At 40.7% G+C, this 22,330-nt stretch carries 19 protein-coding genes; 11 read left to right on the top strand and 8 right to left on the bottom strand.

Annotated elements, in window-relative coordinates:
- Positions 1–7 precede the first annotated feature (7 nt).
- The gene (gene gltX / locus ACXAFK_RS01840; RefSeq protein ID WP_474956607.1) at positions 8–1,504 is read right to left on the bottom strand and encodes a glutamate--tRNA ligase; all 1,497 of its coding nucleotides are present in this window, start codon (positions 1,502–1,504) and stop codon (positions 8–10) included.
- Positions 1,505–1,765: 261 nt separating this feature from the next.
- On the opposite strand from gltX, the gene ACXAFK_RS01835 reads away from it, so the two are divergent.
- From ACXAFK_RS01835 to ACXAFK_RS01810, 6 genes are all read left to right on the top strand, one after another.
- Positions 1,766–5,092, top strand: a complete 3,327-nt coding sequence (locus tag ACXAFK_RS01835; protein WP_474956606.1) for a hypothetical protein — start codon at positions 1,766–1,768, stop codon at positions 5,090–5,092.
- Positions 5,085–5,504, top strand: a complete 420-nt coding sequence (ybeY, locus tag ACXAFK_RS01830; RefSeq protein ID WP_474956605.1) for an rRNA maturation RNase YbeY — start codon at positions 5,085–5,087, stop codon at positions 5,502–5,504. Before ACXAFK_RS01835 ends, ybeY begins: the two co-directional genes overlap by 8 nt.
- Before the next feature lie 2 nt (positions 5,505–5,506).
- Positions 5,507–7,375: a tRNA uridine-5-carboxymethylaminomethyl(34) synthesis enzyme MnmG gene (mnmG, locus tag ACXAFK_RS01825; protein ID WP_474956604.1), complete on the top strand. Its 1,869-nt coding sequence runs from the start codon at positions 5,507–5,509 to the stop codon at positions 7,373–7,375.
- 94 nt (positions 7,376–7,469) lie between these two features.
- On the top strand, positions 7,470–8,015 hold the full coding sequence (locus ACXAFK_RS01820) for a hypothetical protein (RefSeq protein ID WP_224835968.1): 546 nt from the start codon (positions 7,470–7,472) through the stop codon (positions 8,013–8,015).
- Positions 7,993–8,823: a class I SAM-dependent methyltransferase gene (locus tag ACXAFK_RS01815; RefSeq protein ID WP_474956603.1), complete on the top strand. Its 831-nt coding sequence runs from the start codon at positions 7,993–7,995 to the stop codon at positions 8,821–8,823. Before ACXAFK_RS01820 ends, ACXAFK_RS01815 begins: the two co-directional genes overlap by 23 nt.
- A 238-nt stretch (positions 8,824–9,061) precedes the next feature.
- Positions 9,062–9,568, top strand: a complete 507-nt coding sequence (locus ACXAFK_RS01810) for an OmpH/Skp family outer membrane protein (RefSeq protein ID WP_224835966.1) — start codon at positions 9,062–9,064, stop codon at positions 9,566–9,568.
- A gap of 31 nt (positions 9,569–9,599) precedes the next feature.
- Here ACXAFK_RS01810 and ACXAFK_RS01805 read toward each other — a convergent pair whose 3' ends face one another.
- From ACXAFK_RS01805 to ACXAFK_RS01790, 4 genes are all read right to left on the bottom strand, one after another.
- Positions 9,600–10,196 carry a DUF7010 family protein gene (locus tag ACXAFK_RS01805; protein ID WP_474956602.1) on the bottom strand — a complete coding sequence of 199 codons (597 nt, stop codon included), beginning with the start codon at positions 10,194–10,196 and terminating at the stop codon, positions 9,600–9,602.
- A 57-nt stretch (positions 10,197–10,253) separates the two neighbouring features.
- Entirely contained in the window at positions 10,254–10,976 is a 723-nt protein-coding gene (locus tag ACXAFK_RS01800) for a nitroreductase family protein (RefSeq protein WP_474956601.1), read from the bottom strand.
- 147 nt (positions 10,977–11,123) lie between these two features.
- Entirely contained in the window at positions 11,124–11,519 is a 396-nt protein-coding gene (locus ACXAFK_RS01795) for a DoxX family protein (protein WP_293298036.1), read from the bottom strand.
- Positions 11,520–11,534: 15 nt separating this feature from the next.
- A complete protein-coding gene (locus ACXAFK_RS01790) occupies positions 11,535–12,686 on the bottom strand; it encodes a DNA polymerase III subunit (protein WP_293298033.1) in 1,152 nt (383 codons plus the stop codon).
- Between the two features lie 181 nt (positions 12,687–12,867).
- Here ACXAFK_RS01790 and ACXAFK_RS01785 point away from each other — a divergent pair, with 181 nt between their 5' ends.
- From ACXAFK_RS01785 to ACXAFK_RS01775, 3 genes are all read left to right on the top strand, one after another.
- Positions 12,868–14,058 (top strand): phosphoglycerate kinase, encoded by a 1,191-nt coding sequence (locus tag ACXAFK_RS01785; protein WP_474956600.1) that lies wholly within the window; start codon positions 12,868–12,870, stop codon positions 14,056–14,058.
- A gap of 119 nt (positions 14,059–14,177) precedes the next feature.
- Positions 14,178–15,779 carry a lytic transglycosylase domain-containing protein gene (locus ACXAFK_RS01780; protein WP_474956599.1) on the top strand — a complete coding sequence of 534 codons (1,602 nt, stop codon included), beginning with the start codon at positions 14,178–14,180 and terminating at the stop codon, positions 15,777–15,779.
- Between the two features lie 12 nt (positions 15,780–15,791).
- Positions 15,792–16,790 (top strand): DUF4837 family protein, encoded by a 999-nt coding sequence (locus ACXAFK_RS01775; RefSeq protein ID WP_252081016.1) that lies wholly within the window; start codon positions 15,792–15,794, stop codon positions 16,788–16,790.
- Between the two features lie 76 nt (positions 16,791–16,866).
- Here ACXAFK_RS01775 and ACXAFK_RS01770 read toward each other — a convergent pair whose 3' ends face one another.
- From ACXAFK_RS01770 to tatA, 3 genes are all read right to left on the bottom strand, one after another.
- The gene (locus tag ACXAFK_RS01770; RefSeq protein WP_224835958.1) at positions 16,867–17,037 is read right to left on the bottom strand and encodes a DUF6747 family protein; all 171 of its coding nucleotides are present in this window, start codon (positions 17,035–17,037) and stop codon (positions 16,867–16,869) included.
- A gap of 248 nt (positions 17,038–17,285) precedes the next feature.
- Positions 17,286–19,346: an OmpA family protein gene (locus ACXAFK_RS01765; protein ID WP_474956598.1), complete on the bottom strand. Its 2,061-nt coding sequence runs from the start codon at positions 19,344–19,346 to the stop codon at positions 17,286–17,288.
- Between the two features lie 218 nt (positions 19,347–19,564).
- On the bottom strand, positions 19,565–19,762 hold the full coding sequence (gene tatA / locus ACXAFK_RS01760) for a twin-arginine translocase TatA/TatE family subunit (RefSeq protein ID WP_286037776.1): 198 nt from the start codon (positions 19,760–19,762) through the stop codon (positions 19,565–19,567).
- 168 nt (positions 19,763–19,930) lie between these two features.
- On the opposite strand from tatA, the gene ACXAFK_RS01755 reads away from it, so the two are divergent.
- Together ACXAFK_RS01755 and ACXAFK_RS01750 are read left to right on the top strand one after the other, a co-directional pair.
- The gene (locus tag ACXAFK_RS01755; RefSeq protein ID WP_224835957.1) at positions 19,931–20,800 is read left to right on the top strand and encodes a M23 family metallopeptidase; all 870 of its coding nucleotides are present in this window, start codon (positions 19,931–19,933) and stop codon (positions 20,798–20,800) included.
- Positions 20,801–22,300 carry a GH3 family acyl-acid amido synthetase gene (locus ACXAFK_RS01750; RefSeq protein ID WP_474956597.1) on the top strand — a complete coding sequence of 500 codons (1,500 nt, stop codon included), beginning with the start codon at positions 20,801–20,803 and terminating at the stop codon, positions 22,298–22,300. It begins immediately after the preceding gene.
- The last annotated feature ends 30 nt before the right edge of the window (positions 22,301–22,330 follow it).

The raw sequence follows: 22,330 nt of genomic DNA, 5'->3' as shown, positions 1-22,330 counted from the left end.
TGAAAATCTAAAGTTGTTCAATGGCCGTACTTATGCGTTTTACACTTTCTTCTTTACCAATTAAAGCCATAATGTCGAATAGATGCGGCCCTTTCATATCTCCAACGATCACCAAACGCAGCGGAGGCATAACCTTACCGAACGAAAGCTCTTTTTGTCCTATCCAAGCCTTAACTTTTTCTTCTACAATGTTAGACTCAAAGTCGGTTATACCTTTTAGTATATCAATAACTCCCTTCATAATGTCCGGCGTATCCTCTTTCCATTGCTTTTTTACCGCTTTTTCGTTGTAAGTGGTGGGCGCCGTGAAGAAATAATCGGATAGTTCCCAAAAATCCTTCACAAATACAGCACGCTCTTTTATCGAAGAAACTACCTGTTTTATGTAACTAGAATTTGCTGAAATTCCTTTGGATTCAAGATCTACAGTAAATAGTTGGGCGAGTTCATCGTCGCTCTTTTTTTGTAGCCACTGTTGATTATACCAATTGTTTTTTTCTGGATCGAAACGCGCCCCCGACTTGTTTACACGTTCCAGCGAAAAAGCGTTTACCAATTCTTGTAGGCTGAATATTTCTTGTTCGGTTCCAGGGTTCCAACCGAGAAGCGCCAAAAAGTTGATCACCGCCTCGGGAAAAAAACCAGCTTCTTTATAACCCAAGGATTGGTTCCAGCTTAGTGGGAAAACAGGAAAACCTCCCTTTTCTCCATCACGCTTGCTTAATTTCCCTTTCCCTACTGGCTTCATGATCAATGGTAGGTGTGCAAATTCGGGTGCCTTCCAACCAAATGCATCATAAAGTAGTTGGTGCAACGCCAAAGAGGGCAACCATTCTTCACCACGGATCACATGGGAAATCTCCATTAGATGATCATCAACGATATTGGCTAAATGGTATGTGGGCATACCATCACTTTTAAACAAAACTTTGTCATCCAGAATATTGGTGTCTATTTTGATTTCACCTCTAATGCTATCGTTGAGAATGAGTTGTTGGTTCTCCGGCGATTTAAATCGAATAACATAATCCTCACCATTATCAATTTTTGATTTTACTTCTTCCGGGGATAGAGATAGGGAATTGGTCAGTTTTAGACGGTTATGCCAATTATAAATAAATGTTTTGCCTTTGGCCTCATGGTCTTTTCTGTGATGATCTAAGGTTTCCGGGGTATCAAAAGCGTAATAGGCTTTATCTTTTGCAATAAGATCAAGAGCATATTGTTTGTAGAGATGTTTTCGTTCACTTTGACGATATGGACCAAAAGCACCTTCTTTGCCTGGACCCTCATCAAAGGGAATTCCGGACCAGTGTAAGGAGTCTATAATATACTGTTCGGCACCCTCTACGAACCTGTTCTGATCGGTATCTTCTATACGAAGTATAAAATCACCATTGTTTTTTTTGGCGAACAAATAATTGAACAATGCGGTTCGCAGGCCTCCTATGTGAAGGGGGCCGGTGGGACTAGGTGCAAAACGGACACGTACTTTCTGACTCATAACAGTGTTGGATTTGCTCGCAAAGATACGTTCCCCCACACGAATTGGAAAGATTTTGGATGTTTGCTTTCTGTAGTTGGGATAATTGGAAAAGAGTAAGGTTTAACAAAATTTTTCTGTTGGTTTACTAAGGATCAGGTAATTTGGTAAGACAAATGCATTATTGTGAATGGATATCAGCACATATTAGATAAGTTAGAGGACTTCACTAAACGATTTTATACTAAAGAATTGATTAAAGGTTTGTTCTTGTTTTTAAGCTTGGGAACAATTTTTTGGTTTGTTGTTGTTGGATTTGAATACTGGCTCTGGTTGGATAATGCTTGGAGAATGGTGCTGTTCTGTGTTTTTATTTTGGTGGAGCTGTATTTATTGTACCGTTATATAGTGGTTCCTTTGCTTTATCTTTTTAAAATCCGAAATGGAATTGATACAAAAGACGCCTCTAAACTTATTGGGTCACATTTTCCAGAGGTAGGAGATAAACTCTATAATTTATTGGAACTATCGGATAACAATGAAAAAACAGAATTGTTGTTGGCAAGTATTGATCAAAGAGCCGAACAACTAAAGCCGGTACCCTTTACAAAAGCAGTGGATTATAGAGAAAGCTATAGGTATGCAAAATATGTGGTAATACCCCTGATGCTTTTAGTTTTTATTTGGTTAACAGGAGATTTGGTATCGTTTTTCAACTCCCATAAAAGGGTTGTGCAATACGACACCGCCTTTGAGAGACCTGCACCTTTTTCATTTGTTTTATTGAACAACACATTAGAGGTTATGGACAGCCAAGCCTTACTAATCCAGGTTAGAACGGTTGGCGAAGTTCGTCCCGATCAAGTGGAGATCGTTGTTAATAATGAGCCGTTGTTAATGCAGAAAAAGAACGATTTTTATGAATATACTTTTCAAGCGCCAGTATTAAATTCAAAGTTCTATTTTTCCGCTAATGGATGGAATTCCAGAACATACACTGTAAATAGTTATAGGACTCCAACATTGGTGGATTTTACGTTGGAGTTGGATTTTCCAAAATATTTAAACCGGGTGTCTGAGAAGGTTAGTGGTACTGGGAATGCTGATATCCCGGAAGGCACCAAGGTGACATGGAATATTTTAGGAAACTATGTTGAAGACATAAAGATGATAGCTATGGATACAGTCCTTGCTTTTCAAAAAGATGGTGATCTATTTAATATTGATAGAAAAATATTTAACGATTATGATTATGAGCTGCGTACATCCAATGGGAGGGTTAAAGATTTTGAAAAACTCTCGTATCGTTTAAACGTGGTCAAAGATCAAAAAGCTACGGTACAAGTAGATCAAGTATTGGATTCATTGAACCCGAACGAATCATATTTTATTGGGGAAGCGGCCGATGATCATGGGATAAGTGATATTCGTTTGGTGGTTTACCCAACGGATGATTTAGAAAACCAGCAACGCTTGTCTTTGGAAAAGCCAAATAGCAATGTATATCAGTTTTACTACACTTTTCCTTCTGGATTGGCATTGGAAAGTGGTAAACAGTACAAGCTGTTTTTCGAAATTGTTGATAATGATGGAATTAGAGGCGGCAAGGTGACAAAAAGTGCTACGTTTAATGCCACTATATATAGTGATAAAGAGTTGATAGACAGGGAGATGGAGCATCAGAGCACTACTTTGAAAAAGTTGGATAATACATTGGAAGAATATAAGAAACAAGAAGATAAACTGTCCGAGATTTCCAATTTACAAAAGGAGGAAAAGGCGCTTAATTATGAAGAGAAAAACCATATAAAGAATTTTTTGAACAAGCAAAAACAACAGGAAGAGCTGATGCAAAAATTCAGCAATGATTTGAACAAAAGTATAGAGAGAAGTTCGCAGGATACTGAGCTTAAAAAAATGCTTCAGGAACGTTTGGAACGACAAGAGGCAGAGGCTAAGAAGAATGCCGAGCTTTTGGAAGAATTAAATAAAATCGTTGAAAAATTAGAAAAGGAAGAGTTTCAGAACAGGCTGGAGGAGCTAGGTAAAAATCAAAGTAAGAATACAAGGAACCTCGAACAGATCTTGGAATTGACCAAAAAGTACTACGTTACTGAGAAAGCCAATCAAATAGCCAATAATCTTGAACAACTAGCTAAGAAGCAAGAAATATTGTCGGAATTAAAATTGGGTCAGGATTTTAGTGACAATGAGCAGAACAAATTAAATGATGAATTTAAGGAGCTGGAAAACGAGATACGAGACCTGGAGAAGGACAATGATAAGCTTCAAAAACCATTGGACTTAGGTACGGATAAGAAAAAGACAGATGCTATAAAACAGGATCAAGAGGAGGCGCTAGATGAAATTAATAAGCATCAAGGCTTGGAAGAATCTTCTCAAACGGAAGAGAGACAACAAGCTGGAAGCAACGCTTCCAAAAAGCAAAAGTCCGCAGCCCAGAAAATGAATGAAATGAGCCAGTCCATGAAATCCAGCGCCAGTTCCGCCGGAGGTGAAACAGATGCTGAGGACGCAGAAATGATAAGGCAAATATTGGATAATTTGGTAACATTTTCTTTTCAACAAGAAAATTTATACGATAACATTCAGAATGCCGATGTTGACATTTCTCAATTTTCAAGAACAGTAAAAAACCAACAAAACTTACGTAGGTTGTTCGAACATGTGGATGATAGTCTATTTGCGCTTTCACTGCGCAGGGCTGAATTGTCTGAATTTGTCAATGAGCAAATAACCGAAGTGTATTATAACATAGACAAATCATTGGAAAGTATAGCCGAAAATCAGATTTATCAAGGAGCATCTTATCAGCAATATGTTATTAACGCCACAAATGCATTGGCTGATTTTTTGGCCAATGTGCTGGATAATATGCAACAAAACATGCAACCCGGACAGGGTAAGGGGTCTGGTCAGGATTTTCAATTACCGGATATCATTCAAGGGCAAAAGGATATCCAGGAAAAAATGAACGGGAGTGGTAAACAGGGACAACAATCCCAAGGTGAAGGCCAGGAGCCCGGTAAGAATAGTGGCGGTCAAGAAGAGGGGAATACTGGCGGCCAAGGTAGTGGAAACAAAGGAGAGAAAGGAGAATCTGGTTCTACGGGAAGTTCTGATAGGAAAGAGCAAAAAGGCGAGCAAGAGGGAGGCAATGGTATTGGTGAAATGGACTTGAACGAGGTTTACGAAATTTATAAGGAACAGCAATATTTAAGGGAAAAGTTGGAACAGCAATTAGAGGATATGTTACAAGAATCTGATAAAAATCTCGCTAAAAAGCTGGTTCAATTAATGGAAGAATTTGAAAATGACCTGCTGCAGAACGGTATTACGGAACGCACCCAGAGCAAGGCGAACAACATTCAACATCAATTGATGAAACTCGAAAATGCGGCTATGGAGCAAGGTAAGAAAAAAGAAAGGGAAAGTAGTACTAACATTAAAAGATTCGATAACCCCATTACTACACGACCGGAGCTCCTTCGGGATTATAGAAATAGCATTGAAATATTAAATAGACAAGCACTACCTTTGCGCCAAAATTTTGAAAAGAAGGTAAAGGTTTATTTCGATAATGATTGATTTTCATTTTAAAAGTGATTTTGTTTTAGAGAACGAACCCAAGTATTCAGATTGGATAACTAGGGTAGTTGATTCAGAAAATTATTCGGTGGGTCAGATCGATTATATTTTCTGCACAGATGATTACTTGTTACAATTGAACAAGGAGTACTTGAATCACGACACGTTAACGGACATCATTACTTTCGATTATACAGGTGGATCGGTTATTTCTGGCGATGTTTTTATTTCTACCGAGCGCGTTGAGGAGAACGCTAAAAAGTTTAAGGAAGATTTTTTGGATGAGCTACGCAGAATAATGAGCCATGGGGTGTTGCACCTTACTGGATATAAAGATAAAACGGTTGCCGAAAAAGAGTTGATGCGTAAAAAGGAAGATGAAAAAATTAAAATGTTCCACGTGGAACCATAGCTATGTTTGAAAAGGAATATGACGTAATTGTTGTTGGCGGAGGACACGCTGGGGCGGAGGCTACCGCTGCCGCCGCGAATATGGGCTCAAGCACTTTGTTGGTCACTATGAACCTACAAACGATTGGGCAAATGTCGTGCAACCCTGCAATGGGAGGAATTGCAAAAGGTCAAATTGTTCGAGAAATAGATGCATTGGGCGGATATAGCGGCATCATCACGGACAAGTCGGCCATTCAATTTAAAATGTTGAACAAATCCAAAGGCCCCGCTATGTGGAGTCCAAGGGCACAGAACGATAGAATGCGGTTTGCTGAGGAATGGCGCATGGCTTTGGAGAATACACCAAATGCCGATTTTTATCAGGAAATGGTAAATGGTTTGTTGATTGAAGGCGATAAAGTAGTGGGCGTAAAAACAAGTCTTGGGCTCGAAATTAGAGGCAAGGCGGTTGTCTTGACCAATGGAACTTTTTTAAATGGGTTGATTCACATCGGGGAAAAACAATTGGGAGGAGGAAGAGCTGGCGAGAAAGCAGCGACAGGTATTACTGAACAGTTAGTTGACCTTGGTTTCGATAGTGGACGAATGAAAACGGGAACACCGCCAAGAGTGGATGGCAGGACCTTGGATTATTCTAAAATGATTCCCCAGCCTGGAGATGCACAGCCAGAAAAATTCTCGTATTTAAACACACCGGTTCTTACTGAACAGAGAGATTGTTACATGACGCATACGAGTAAATTGGTTCACGATTTATTGCGAGAAGGGTTTGAAAGGTCTCCAATGTTCAATGGTAGGATTAAAAGTATAGGGCCCAGATATTGCCCCTCTATTGAGGACAAGATCAATCGTTTTGCAGATAAAGATTCTCATCAAATATTTGTTGAGCCCGAGGGTTGGAACACAGTGGAGGTTTATGTAAATGGCTTCTCAACCTCATTGCCAGAAGATGTTCAATATAAAGCTTTAAAATCCGTAAAGGGATTCGAGCATGTAAAGTTTTTTAGACCTGGTTACGCAATCGAGTACGATTATTTTCCTCCAACGCAATTAAAGCATACCCTAGAAACCAAGTTGGTGAACAACCTTTATTTTGCAGGACAAATTAATGGCACAACTGGCTATGAAGAGGCGGCTTCCCAAGGGTTAATGGCCGGTATAAATGCCCATCTTAAAATTAACGAAAAGGAACCTTTTGTACTTAAAAGAGATGAGGCATATATTGGGGTTTTAGTCGATGATTTGATTACCAAAGGGACGGAGGAACCTTATCGTATGTTCACATCAAGGGCGGAATATAGAACATTGCTACGCCAAGACAACGCAGATTTACGCTTAACACCAAAAGGATATCAAATCGGTTTAGTTAAAGAAGAACGGGTAAACAGGATGGAAGAAAAAATGAAAAAGTCTGAGGCTTTTGTTCATTTTTTTAAAAAAACCAGTTTCAATACGGAAGAAATCAACCCCATTTTAGAAGGGCTCGATTCATCCTTGGTAAAGCAGTCGGATAAACTATTCAAGGTGTTTTCAAGACCAAAGGTTACTATGGATCACATGCTTCAATTGGATGCTGTCGCACAATTTGTGAAGGAAAACGAGCTCGATTCCGAAGTGCTGGAGCAAGCAGAGATCCAAGTAAAATATTCCGGTTATATAGAGAAAGAAAAGACAAACGCTGATAAACTTCAGAGGTTGGAAAATGTCCGAATTCCGGATAATTTCGATTATTCAAAATTAAAATCACTTTCGTATGAGGCAAGAGAAAAGCTGGAGAATATTCGCCCGGCAACCATTTCACAAGCTTCACGTATAAGTGGTGTTTCTCCTTCCGATATAAGCGTACTTTTAGTCTTTTTGGGGCGATAAGGAGCCAAACTGTTCCACGTGGAACAACTATTATCTTTTTGGACGGATGTAATTGGCTCAATTTTTGATTTGTATTTGCAAATCAACTTGTAAAATGAAACAGCATCTACTTCTTGCGTTAGCGGTTATGTTTTTGCATTCATGTATACCACTGCGTATTGCCCCCACTATAAAAGACTATAAAATAACCCAAGGGAAAAAGTTTAAAAGGGGACTGCCCAAGAAAACAGTTTTTGTTTTCGAAGACCCAAAAGATGCCGACGAGTTTTACCATTATGTAAACACAAAATATCAACTGGACGATTATTACGTGGATGTGCAAGTACCATTTACAATCAATGACCAAACCTTTTATTTTTCATTTTACGAAGTCGAGATTCCGACCAAAACCATAAACCTGGTTCCTTTGGCGTTGGATGTGGCATTAAGCCGAGCGGCCGATATGGATCCCATGTTTGAGGATGTCCATGCTACACGAATAGGAAATTGGTACATAGCCATAGAAATATTCAGTGCAACAGAAGAAGATTGTTTATCGTTCGATTCAGTTTCAAGAGAATTGGTTTTGTCCTATCTTCGGGATTTGAAGAAAGAATATTTGGCCACCGATAATTATAATGAGCTTGTTTTTAAAAACTAAAGACTTTTCTGTTTCAGGCGAAGAATTTGAACTACATCATGATCAAGACCTGGATATGTTGGTTACTAAACCACAACCCGAAAGCCTTGACTTATATTACGAAAGTGAGGACTATATATCGCATACCGATGCCCAAAATACTTTTACAGATAGATTGTACCAGGTTGTTAAGCGCAGAAATTTACAAAGTAAAGTTCAAGTAATTGATAATCAGGTAAATAAACAAATAAATCTACTTGATATTGGTGCAGGAACAGGAGATTTTGTGCTTACGGCAAAGAAACATGGATTTGAAGCCTTTGGGGTGGAGCCTAACAACAAGGCTAGAGAACTAGCTCTAAAAAAAGGTGTGGGGCTAAGCGCCAAAATAGAAGAGATAAACACTAATAGTTTCCAAGCCATCACCCTTTGGCACGTACTAGAGCATTTACCGGATTTGGAAAAAGATATTAAAACTTTGGTGGGTCTTTTGGAAGAGGACGGCGTAATGGTAATCGCTGTCCCAAATTTTAAATCGTATGATGCAAACCATTATGGGTCGTTTTGGGCCGGTTACGATGTTCCCAGGCACCTTTGGCATTTTTCAAAAACAGCGATCGCCAAAATATTTGCTGCACATCAAATGGAAGTGGTAAAGATTAGACCCATGCTCTTCGATGCATTTTACGTTTCCATGCTTTCAGAAAAATACAAAGGCAACAAGCTTTATCTGATCAAAGCCTTTTTTATTGGACTATGGTCAAATTTAAGTGCCATCTTCACCAAAGAACACTCTTCACTGATTTATATTCTCAAAAAGAAGCAATAAGCCGTTTTAAGCCTTTTGGACAGCTCATTTCACACCAAATAGGGCAATTACATTGGCCAAAAAAGAAACGCTTTCAGAGAGCCGTTTCTGAACGCATAAAACATAAGGGAGGTCAATAGAAATCGAAACTATAAATAAGAAAAGCTTATAGTTCCAATTTTAACTTTTTAGAACGTTCCAACTTAATTATCCCTATTTGAAAACCTTTTCTATTTTTGCCATCTATAAAAACTTAATGATGAAAAAATTACTAGTGCTTGTAATTGCCATAACCGCCATGGCATGTCAGCAGAACAAAATCGCATTTGTGGATAGTGTACGAATCATGGACGAGTATCAAGAGAAAGTAGATGTTGAGGCCAGGTTCAAAACCAAAGCGGATGCCATGGGCAAAAAAAGAGATAGTATTTCACAAGCTTTTCAATTGGAATTGCAACAGTTTCAGACCAAGGCGCAGAAAATGTCACAGAAAAATGCACAAGAGGAATACGCACAACTACAACAGCGTGGGCAATTTGTTGGTCAACAGTTGCAACAAGAAGAGCAGCAGTTACAGCAATCCAGTCAGGCAGAGATGGACAGCTTGGTAAAAAAGGTGAAAAAAGAAATAAAAGCCTATGGCGAGGCAAATGGTTACACGTACATCCTTGGAGGTGGCGACGGGGGCTCCGTTATTTATGGGGACGAAACAAATGACGTTACCGATGCCATTCTAAAAATATTGAACGATAAATACGAAAAATAAAATTATAGTTCAGTTGTACACCAGCCCGCTTTTAAGAGCGGGCTTTTTGTTTTTGTGCGATTGATTTTTTAAATGATGTGAATAAAAAAGCACCGAACCCAAGTTCAACCACGGCACCACTAAGTGCTGAAAGGCCGGGAGATGCGTTTAGGAAAAACAACCCAAAGGCAATAGCTCCCAAAAGCCCGCCCAATATCCAATATATCTTAATCCCGTAAAGCGTGGTAAAGGTCAAATACCTTCCACCAATGATCAAAAGCATACCTTGAAAAAACCACGCATGCTCTTGTAGAGATAGCAACAATGCCAGAGGAATGCACATGAGCATAAAAAATGTACCCTCCATGGCCAGTTTTCCCAATGCATTTTGATTGGAATGTTTACCAGGAACACCGGTTAACCTAGCCAACAACAATCCTAAAGGATGAATAAGCATGCCGCCGAAAAAAAGCGTCCAAACCGCAGTTTGGCCATTGACCAAAAACGCCACTGATCCAGAAACAAGCCAAACCAATCCGGATGACAATACACCCAACGCCCCATAACCGTAACCCTTGCGAAGGTCGGATTGGGCAACATTAATATGGTTTAGGTCTTGCGTATTGGAATTGTTATTTGCTGTGTCCATATAAAAATGGGGTTAGTTTTTTAAAAAGATTAACCAAACAAAATAATGAAACTTAGGCTAAACACGCGTATAAACTTCTTCAAATGGAATACGCATGCGATCGCCCCATACTCCGCCTTCTGCACGAATGCCACATGAGATAATCATGTTGATCTGTGCTCCATGGGGCAATTTTAAAATGCGTTTTGCCCGTTTGCTATCAAAACCCTCCATGGGACAGGTATCATATCCTTTGGAAGACATGGCCAGCATAAAGGTTTGGGCGGCCAGTGCACATGTTTTATGTACAACTACATTCATATCGCTTTCGGATACTTGGTAAACCATAGGTCGGAACAACCCGACTATGTTTACCATAATTTTTCTGATAACTCCAAGCACACCAAAAAAACGAGCATATAAAAATGGCATTACCCTTCCATAATACAGCTGCCATCTCTTTATGCGGGCCTCCTGTTTCTCTCTTGGGCTATTCTTTTGGACATTTTTGGTTTCTAGTTTTAGCATATCTCTTTCCCTTGTCCGATGAAGATCTTGGCGTGTAACAAAAACCACTAATTGTTGGGCTGTTGTGGCCGCCTGTTGGTCCAAACAAGCCACCGAAAGTTTTTTAAGCACCTCGGGATTTGTGATATGGTAAAACTCCCAAAGCTGCATATTGGAACTATTGGGTGCCAAAGTGGCCATTTGGAGGCAATGTTTCACGACCTCTTCATCAATGGACTCTTCTTTATAATTTCTGACGGAGCGACGATGGATTACGGCTTCTTCAAATGTCATTGGGGTGGTGGATTAAGTAGAGTTGATTAAAATTAAAAACGAAAGTCAAACGATTTCGTATGGGGAACCAAAGAGTTCTTGCAGCCCATATGAATTTCCGTTTAGGGTCATTCTTAATCATATATGGGAGCGTGCTCCAAACGTGTCTTACTGCATTAAAAACACTAAAAATAGGGTAGGTATCAAGTACACAACAATAGTTTGGGCACCTACGTAATCTTTGGCGACCCTCTGACCCAATAACAACATCAGCAAGGTAATTCCCGACAGAATGGCGCCGTAAAAGCCATAACTGCTCTCACCATCAACAATAAATTGAAAAGCGCCGACACCGGCCAGTATTCCCGATAACATTTCCAATACCAAAACAATTCCCAGAAGTCCTGGGACCATTCCCCTAAAAATAGATTTGGAAAAATGACCGGTCAACCAATCCAAATTGCCTTTCCAATCTAAAATTTTATCTATTCCACTTTGCAAAAATGTAATTGTCAAAAACAATAATAAGAGGATTTCTGTGGCGTTCGCGAATACATTGTTCATAAACTATATTTTAAATTAGGCGGCCTTGGCGTGCAAAAGCCTTGTAAGTTTTATGGACAGGTCCGTAAAGATCAATTTGGAATTTCCGTTACGTTCCACGTGAAAAATAGCCTGTTCCAACTCCTTTACAATATCCAAAATATTGTTTTCATGTACAAAAGGAGCAAATTTGTTGAGGTCAAAGCCCTCCATATGTATTTTCGCATGTACCAGTTCCGTGGCGCTATAATTTAGCAAAAGTGCTTGGCGCATCATGGTGAGACAGTAATTCAAAAACTTCTTTTGCACCTCACGTCCCGTTTTGGCCACCTCGTCGCTCCACAAGATCAGTTCCTGTACCGCAGCTTTGTTACCTTTGGCCTTAAATGCGCTGCGCACCCATTGTACAAACCATCTTTCGAAAACCAAATCCTCGGAATCCTTGTTCAATAGATCCAAAGCTTTATTAAAATTCCCGTTTGCCTCCAAGGCAATGGTCAACGCTTCGGTCTGGTCCACACCTTTTAGGAGGAGCGCATCGGTAATCGCTTGTTCCGCAAGTGGGGGAAAATTCAAAATTTGACAACGGGATCTGATCGTGTTTATGATTTGTTCTTCATCTTCGGCCAAAAGGAGCAAAATGGTTTTGTTCGGAGGCTCCTCGATCAATTTTAGCAGTTTGTTCGCAGCGGAGACATTCATTTTTTCCGCCATCCAGACAATCAAGATCTTATATCCGCCCTCATAAGACTTTAACGATAGCTTTTTAACCATGTCCTGGGCTTCGTCCACCCCGATTTGGCCCTGTTTTTTTTCAATGCCGATATGCCGGTACCAGTCGAACAGGTTTCCATATGGTTGCTCTTTTACAAATTGGCGCCACTCTTCCAAATAATGGTCGCTTACCGCATGCGATTTTATCTTGTCCGAATTGGAAACGGGAAAAGCAAAATGAAGATCGGGATGCGACAATGAGTTGCATTTGGTATTGCAATCGGTATGTCCTCCTTCATTTTCGCCACCGATGTTGCCACACAACAGATACTGGGCATAGGCAATTGCCATGGGCAGAACGCCGGAACCCTCTGGCCCCACAAATAATTGAGCATGCGCCACCCTTCCGGTTTCAGCTGTGGTCACCAAATGGTTTTTGATGTGCTCTAAGCCTAAAACATTTTTAAAAAGCATATCCCAAAGATACATTTTTAACGGCTGAAGTTTCCCTAAGGAAAACAGGGTATCCCAAAGAAGGTTTAACAGAATTCAACGAAAAGGTTAAATCCACTGAAACTTTTAAATATTAGTCCGGATGAATAGCCGAAAAAGCAGGAAATCTTTACTTTTGAAATTCTCAAAAAAGGACACACAGATGAAAACGATAGACGATTTTAATTTTGAAGGAAAAAAAGCATTGATACGAGTAGATTTCAACGTGCCGTTGGATGGCGATTTCAATGTAACCGATACCAGCCGGATCGATGCTGCAAAACCCACCATACTAAAAGTTTTGGAAGATGGCGGGTCTGCGGTCTTAATGAGCCATTTGGGCCGGCCAAAAGGAAAAGCAAATCCGGATATGTCGCTATCGCATATCGCCGAAACCGTATCCGATATTATCGGGGTACAGGTGAAATTTGTGGAGGATTGTGTTGGAAACAAAGCGGATGAAGCCGTAGCAGGGTTAAAAAGCGGCGAGGTTCTTTTGCTGGAAAACCTAAGGTTTTATGCTGAGGAAGAAGCTGGAGACGAATCGTTTGCCGAACAGTTGTCCAAACACGGGGATGTTTATGTGAACGATGCTTTTGGAACAGCTCATAGAGCCCATGCCTCTACAACAATAGTAGCCAAGTTTTTCCCCGAAAACAAGTGTTTCGGATATTTGTTGGCCAAAGAAATAAAAGCAATAGACAAGGTGATGGAAACCGGGGAAAAACCAGTAACCGCAATCTTGGGCGGCGCTAAAGTTTCTTCCAAAATCACCATTATAGAGAATATTCTGGACAAGGTGGACAATTTGATCATCGGAGGGGGTATGACCTACACTTTTATAAAAGCCCAAGGGGGTAAAGTCGGGGACTCCATCTGCGAGGATGACAAAATGGATTTGGCGCTCGATATTCTAAAACAGGCAAAAGCCAAGAACGTTCAGGTATATTTACCGGTAGATGTTCTGGCCGCCAATGATTTTGATAATGCCGCCGACACCCAATTTGTGGAGGTAAACGAAATTCCGGATGGATGGCAAGGCTTGGATGCCGGACCTAAAACCCTTGAAATTTTCAAACAAGTAATTTTTGCTTCCAAAACAATTCTTTGGAACGGACCCGTTGGAGTTTTCGAAATGGAAAACTTCGCCAAAGGAACCATAGCCGTTGGCAACTATATAGACAAAGCCACTCAAAATGGAGCGTTCTCGCTAGTTGGCGGAGGTGATTCCGTAGCCGCCGTAAAACAGTTTGGTTTCGAGGACAAAGTGAGCTATGTTTCTACAGGTGGTGGGGCCATGTTGGAAAGCTTGGAGGGCAAGACCTTGCCCGGAATTGCTGCAATAATAGGCTAAGTCTCACGTTTTGAGATATTGGGGAAACGTTAAAAGAAAGAGAATTTTATCTCTTGGCTTTACTATTTCAGAAAAAAAAGCCAATTTAGTTCGCCCCAAAAAAATCAAACCTTGTCCAAATGAACCAGAAAATTAAAAAAGCTGTTTTTGCGGCCATTCTTTGCGCAGCTTCGAATATGGTGGCACAGCAAGTGGATGATCAGCAGAATGTTGATGGAGATTCAACTAAGGATCAGGAGAGTGAAAATGCCACTATTGCCGTATCAAACATCAAAATAGATGGGCAATTGATGGCTCTTGAAACGCAAGAGGACGGCAAATTTAGACTGCGCGATCTGGAAGAGGCATGGAGATACGATAGCCTTTGGCTCAAAGAGCTTCACAGTAACGCTGAGCTATTCAGTGATATGTTGTTGGAAATCCAAAGTGCACCGGAACAAGAGCCGGCTGTTTTACTGGATTTGCCCACCGATACACTAAAGGCCCGTTTAGCCCGAATGGATGAAAAAACACCCTTCAACATCTCATATAACCCATCGTTGGAAAGCGTTATCAAATCCTTTTTAACACGAAGGAGGGACTTAATGCAACGGATGATGACCGCCAGTCAATTTTATTTTCCACTGTTTGAACAAGAACTGGACAACCAGAACATTCCTTTGGAAATAAAATATTTGGCAATTGTTGAGTCCGCACTCAATCCCAAGGCAAGGTCCAGGGTTGGGGCAAAGGGCCTGTGGCAATTTATGTACAGCACCGGAAAAATGTACGGGCTGGATGTGAGCAGTTATGTTGATGAGAGGCATGATCCGATCATGGCCACCAAAGCGGCGAGCAAGTACTTGTCCAGATTGTATGATATTTTCGGGGATTGGGATTTGGCCCTTGCGGCCTATAACTCGGGACCCGGAAATGTAAATAAGGCCATAAGGCGCTCCGGGGGATATGAGAACTATTGGAACATCCGACCGTTTCTTCCACGTGAAACAGCAGGATACCTCCCTGCATTTTTGGCTACCATGTACATTTTTGAATATGCGGAGGAACATGGGCTACAATATAAAAGAGCAGAACGCGCTTATTTTGAAACCGACACGGTTCATGTAAAAAACCTGATTACGTTTGATCAAATATCCAAATTGGTGGATATAGGTAAAGAGGAGCTGGAAATGTTGAACCCGGCATATAAATTGAATATTATCCCAAAAATCGAAGGGAAGAATTATGCACTCCGTCTGCCGGTTTCAAAAATTGGAAAATTTGTCTCCAACGAGGAAGAAATCTATGCCTATGCCAAAAAGGAATTGGATTCCATGGAGAAACCATTGCCCAGTATGATCAAGGCACAGGATCAAATAAGATATCGTGTAAAAAGCGGGGATTATCTGGGCAAGATAGCGGAGCGCTATGGGGTTGGTGTAAGCCAAATAAAAAGATGGAACGGACTTAGGAGCAATAATTTAAGGGTCGGACAGCGCTTAACTATTTTTCCAAGAAAACCGTATATCGCTAAAAAAAGCAGCAATAGCAGTAGTTCCAAGTCAAATGGAAAGGTAGCGGACGGCTCAAAAATCCACACAGTAAGATCTGGGGATTCCCTTTGGACCATTTCGAAAAAATACCCCGGTGTTTCCATCGAAAATTTGCGAGAATGGAACGGTATTAGCGGTAATAATCTAAAACCGGGCACAAAACTAAAATTGTGCGATTGTTCTTCGTAAATTTAACACAAGATGAAAAAATTAGGAACACTATTTATTGTCACCGTATTGCTGGCATTGGGAGCTTGTAACAGCTCGGGATCAAAAGAAAGGTTTTTACCGCCATCCACAGGAGGGATCAACTCCTTAATGGTAGTTATGGATACTGAACTCTGGCGAGGCCCAGTAGGCGAAAAAATAAGGGAAGAGTTTGCGGCCCAGATTGTAGGATTACCGCAAATAGAACCAAAGTTCAGCCTAACCCAGATACCGCCAAAAGTGTTTAAGGGAACAACCACCCATTCCCGATCACTGTTGTATGTGGAGCAAGACTCTACCTCCTTGGCCCACATTAAAAACGATGCATATTCAAAACCTCAAAAAGTGGCCGTTGTAACCGGGCCTACAGAAGAGGTGTTGATTAAAAACCTGGATTCGTTGGCCGATAGGGCAATAAAAGAATTCAAAGCAAACGAGATTGCCGAGGCCCAGAAGCGCTTTGAGCGTTCCTTGAGCAAGGACAAAGCACTGGAAGAAGAGTTCGGAATACAACTTAACGTGCCCTCGCTTTACAAAGTGGGCAGAAGGGAAAACAAATTTGTTTGGATGGACATTCAAATCCCAAAAGGAACCATGAACATTATTGCTTATGAGATGCCATGGGACTATTTTAATAACGACTCTACCTTTGTGGAGGATATTGTAAGAATGAGGGATTCCATTGGAAAAAGCTTTATTCCCGGCCCGTATGAAAACACGTATATGATTACGGAAAAAGCTTTTGCCCCTTATGTTTTTCCTGCAGAAATAGGTGGCAAAAAAGCGGCTGAGGTAAAAGGCGTTTGGGAAATACACGGTTACCCAATGGCGGGTCCGTTCTTAACCTACATCATCAACGATAAGGAGAACGATAGAAAAATGATTATCGAGGGATTCACTTTTGCTCCGTCCGAAGCAAAAAGAGACTACATGTTCGAGCTGGAAGCCATTTTAAAGACCATAAAGTTTGATTCCGATCCTCCAAAAGGATAGGAACAACCAAATTCAAATATCAAAAAAGCCCAGTGCACATTGCCTGGGCTTTTTCGTTCTTTAAAACTTAGGTTGATTAATCAAACGCAAAGCCTGTTGCTATCCTGTAAATAAAGGCATAAAGCACAATAAAGAACATGACAAAGCTGAACCAGGCAAATATTTTAAAGTATTTTTCCACGATGATGTGCCCCAAGTTGCGGAACGCATCCATATAGATTTCTTTGACGAGTACTAATTTTTTCATAAGCTTGATTTTAAGATTTAAAGACATGTCAAAGATTCGACTACGAAGATGAGAACCGAAAACAAAGGGATGAAACGCAGGAAAAAAGGGGTGAATGCTGTTGTGAAAAGTGTTAAATCCGTAAGATTGTGTTTTTGATCGATAAACTACATATTGCCCTGATCGGTTATACGATCAATTTCACCGACAAACAGTAGAAGTTCTGTGTTTTTAAGTCGGATAAACACAGTTTTAAGGCCTGTAAGAGCTTATTCGGCAATTAGGATAAATTCCGACCTTCTGTTTAAACGGTGCTGACCAGGAGGACAGGATTGGCTATCTCCACAATTGTTCAATAAACGGTCTTCACCAAATCCAGAGGTGCTAATAATTCGGCTCGGGTCTATACCTTGCGAAACCATATAATCTTTGGTAGACTTGGCCCGCTTCTCGGAAAGATATTTATTGTAAGCCTTGGAACCAATAGCATCGGTATGGGATTCAATCTTTAAGGATAGCCCTTTGTTCGATTTTAGCACAGTAATCAGTTTATCTAATTCTTGTGCGGAACTCGGGGTTATTTCGTAGCTATCAAAGCTGAAATAAACATTGTTGGGTTCAAATGTTTTAACAATGGCCTCTGCAGCGGATTGTTTGATCTCTGCCTTCAGCTTTTGGGTCACCACTATATTTTTGTTATCGGCGGTTTGTATCGCAAGACTATCGTTTAGGTACCCCTCCTTTTTCGCCACCACCATATAATTGGTAGTTGGGTTTAGGTTGGGAAAAGAATAGTGACCCATTTCATCTACGGTTGTTTCATTTATCATTCTATTTCCTTGCAAAAGTAATACGGTAGCGCTAGGCAACGCTTCACCTGAATCCAGATCTTCCACAACCCCTGTGATTGCATTTAGGTTTGGAGTGTAGGCAAAGGAATAAATATCGTCATCACCTTTGCCTCCTTTTCGGTTAGATGCAAAATAGCCCTTCCCGCTAGAGGCGTCCACGATATACGAAAAATCGTCCCTATTACTGTTTATAGGCTCGCCCAAATTCATCGCGCCTGCAAAAGTCTCATCGGAACCATCGGATTTGTAAACATCTAGCCCGCCATATCCCATTGGTCTGTTGGACGAGAAATAAAGACTGTTTTCCGTTACGTACGGAAACATTTCCTTTGCATCTGAATTGATTGCCCTACCCAGGTTTTTGGGCTCGGAAAATGCACCATTTTCTAGAATATCCACCACATAGATGTCCGTTTCGCCAAAACCGCCGGGCATATCGGAAACAAAATACAGTTTTTTGCCATCAGGACTTACCGTAGGGTGTCCCGTTGAATAGTCCTCACTATTAAAGGGAAGTTCTTCTGCGCTGGTCCATTGGCCATCTATGTTTTGTGAGCGATAGATCTTGAGGTGGTTAATACCATTTTTACCTCGCTTCAATCGTTTACCATAGTTGTTTCTGGTAAAATAGATGGTTTTTTGGTCGGGAGAAAAGGCAGATGATGCCTCATGGTATTTTGTGTTGATTTTCTTGGAAAACTTTTTGGGCGGCAATAGATCACCATCATCATTTTTCTTTTTCGATACATATAGATCAAGAAAAGGCTGGTTGGTCCAGCGATAACGACGTGTGGTCAAAATGGAAGAATCTTTTGCGGAAGCATAAACGATATCCGAATCATTATGGAACATGGGCGAAAAATCGGAATACTTGGAGTTGATATCCAAATTCTTGATCGTCACTTGTGTTGCGCCTTTCCAAGTATTGGTGTTTAACGATTCCAGTTCGTTCAGGGGCTCGTCCCTTTTTTGCCTCAATATTTTGGTCAAAGCTGCCGCTCTACGATATTTTCCCGTTCCCTTTAGGGTTTGGGTATATTTATAAAAGGTGTCTGTATTTATTTCATCTTCGTATAATCTGTACAGCTCGTTGTACCACTTGTACGATTTTTCCAGATTACCGGTATAATAATGGGAATCGCCAGCTTTGGAAAGTATTTCGTAGGTGTGCTTTGTGTCGGTTTTTTCGAGGACAATATCAAAAATGTGGGCAGCTTCGGCATACCACATTTTATTAAAGTACGCATTGCCCCTTTGGACCAGTTTTTCGGCCACTCCCTTTTTACCAAGGTAATTATTGAGCTTTTTATTATTGAGCCCGTCGAGGTATTTTACAAACTCACTTTGGGATTCATCGCTATTGTTGCCCATCAGTTTATCGGACAACAAAGTATCCTCTCCAATATTGGAAAGGGCAAGCTCCTGGGCATTTGACCCTAGGAAGCATGAGAAGAAAAAAAGCAAGATCAATCTTTTCATTACCACTCCGTCTGCACAAATGAGCAAAAAAGGCTCGTTTGGAGGTTAAGCATGCAAGCCTAACAGTTTAGTTGTAACCGCTAAAATAGGATAAGGTAATTGGGGGGATAATTTTTTGTTGTGAAAGGCTGGAATATCGACATTGAAACCTTAAAATATGTGGTCGTTGGTCGAAAACCAATTAAAAACCAGTGCGTTTCAACGCCCAAAAAATCCGTTTAGGAATTAGATTCGTTTTTTCCGCCTTCCAGTTTCTCGTCTTCTTTGGTCGCGTCCTTAAATTCTTTGATGCCGCTACCAAGCCCTCTCATAAGTTCCGGAATTTTTCTGCCTCCGAAAAGCAAAACTACCACGGCAACAATCAGTACAATCTGCCAAGGGCCCAACATTCCAAGTAATATAGTTTGAGCAATCATATCTTTAAAAACCTTTAATTTAGAAAGGTAAAGGTACTAAAAAGAAGTGGAAGAGAATATTCGATTAACGAAATTTAGGATTTAAAACTGATTTTTAGACTTGTAAGCAGCGTAGCTTTTTAAAAAGCTTAACATCCATATTAAAATCTAAGACTATCTTTGTTGACCATGGCAAAGGACAAAAAGAAAAGAAAAGAGATAAAACGCAAGCTACTGCACAAGTATCGCCTGGTAATTCTTAATGAAAGCACCTTTGAGGAGAAAATTTCGTTTAAACTCAATCGGCTTAATGTTTTTGTTACCGGAACCTTATTTATAATTGTATTGATCGGGCTCACTACATTGATCATTGCCTTTACGCCCCTTCGAGAATATATTCCGGGATATTCCTCAACAAAATTAAAGAGACAGGCTACGGAACTTACCTATAAAACAGATTCTTTGGTCACTGTTCTTAACTATACAAATAAGTACTTGGACAATGTTAGAAAAGTACTGCGCGGCGATATCGAGAATAACCAGACGAATAGGGATTCCCTGTTCGAACAGTACAAATTGGACCCCTCCACAGTAGACCTGACACCCATACGTGAAGATTTGCTTTTGCGTGAAGAAGTGGAACTGGAAGACAAGTACAATCTTTTTGAAAGGGATGTGGAAAACCTTGGAACACTTTTCTTTTCTCCCGTTAACGGTACTTTGACCCAAGGGTTCGACCCAAAAACAAAGCACTATGCTGTGGATTTGGTAGCCCCAAGGGATACACCGGTCAAAGCAATTGCGGACGGCACCGTTCTTTTTGCGGAATGGACCACCGAAACAGGGTATGTGATCATCGTGGAACACCAAGAAGGCATTACATCGGTGTACAAACATAACGGCTCGTTGAGCAAAGCTCAAGGCGATATGGTAAAGGCAGGCGAGGTAATAGCTTCAATAGGAAATACAGGAGAGCTTACTACAGGACCACACCTACACTTTGAACTTTGGAGAAAAGGCAAACCAGTGGACCCACAAAATTATATTGATTTCAATTAAATGTCCTTAAAAGCATTTGCAGCTAAAATATTTGCGAATCGAATTGCAAAAAAGACCGATAAATGGGTAAAACAGCCCGTTAAGACCCAACAAAAGGTTTTTAACCAATTGATAACCGAAGCCAAGAACACTGTTTTTGGCAGGGACCATGGCTTTGACACCATTAAATCATATCAAGAATTTACGGAAAGAGTTCCTATTAGGGATTATGAGGAGCTCAAAGGCTATGTTCAGCAAATTCTTGATGGCAAAAGCGATGTGCTCTGGCCCGGGAAACCCATATATTTTGCCAAAACTTCCGGGACAACATCTGGCGCCAAATATATTCCCATCACCAAACCATCAATTAAAAATCAGGTAGAAGCCTCTCGAAATGCCATACTCAATTACATCCACGAAACCGGTAATGCGGATTTTGTGGACGGCAGAATGATTTTTCTTCAGGGCAGCCCCATGTTGGAGGAAAAGAACGGCATAAAATTGGGAAGATTATCGGGCATATCGGCACATTACGTTCCCAATTACCTTCAAAAAAACCGCTTGCCCAGTTGGGAGACCAATTGTATCGAGGATTGGGAAACAAAGGTGGACAAGATTGTAGAGGAAACCGAAGAGGAGAGAATGACCGTTATAGCGGGCATTCCCTCTTGGGTCCAAATGTATTTTGAAAAGCTGAATGCAAAAACGGGCAAAAAAGTAGGGGAGCTTTTTAAAGAATTCCAACTGTTTATTTACGGAGGCGTAAATTATGAACCATACCGCGCAAAATTCGAAAACCTGATCGGCAGAAAAGTGGACAGCATTGAACTGTTCCCCGCTAGCGAAGGTTTTTTTGCCTATCAGAATTCCCAAAGGGAAAAAGGAATGTTGCTGTTGTTGGATGCGGGTGTTTTTTATGAATTTGTTAGGGCCGATGAGTTTTTCGACGAAAACCCAAAACGGTTGACCATTGCCGAAGTTGAGCTGGATGTGGACTATGCCATGGTAATATCTACCAATGCGGGGCTTTGGGGCTATAACCTTGGAGATACCATTCGGTTTATTTCTAAAGACCCTTATAAAATTGTGGTCTCCGGTCGTATAAAACACTTTATCTCCGCGTTTGGTGAGCATGTAATTGCCAAAGAAGTGGAAGAAGCCCTTCGATTGGCAGTGGAACAGACCGATGCCCTAGTAAACGAATTTACCGTTGCCCCACAGACCAATCCGCCAGAAGGGGAACTCCCGTATCACGAATGGTTCATTGAATTTGAAAGGGAACCAACTGACCGAATAAAATTTGCCGGAATTATTGAGGCAAGTATGAAAAAGCAGAACAGTTACTATCTCGACTTGATCGATGGACATATCCTTCAACCCTTAAAAATCAGTAGTGTCAAAACAAATGGCTTTCAGGATTACATGAAATCCATCGGTAAACTGGGCGGGCAGAACAAGGTTCAGCGACTTGCGAACGACAGAAAAGTGGCGGACGGATTACAGTCCTTTAAAATTAGTTGACTCATAACAGTTTAACTTTCATAGGAATTC

Source organism: Flagellimonas sp. ABD4_174 (genome assembly GCF_056160185.1).
This window is presented reverse-complemented; position numbering and strand designations above follow the sequence as displayed.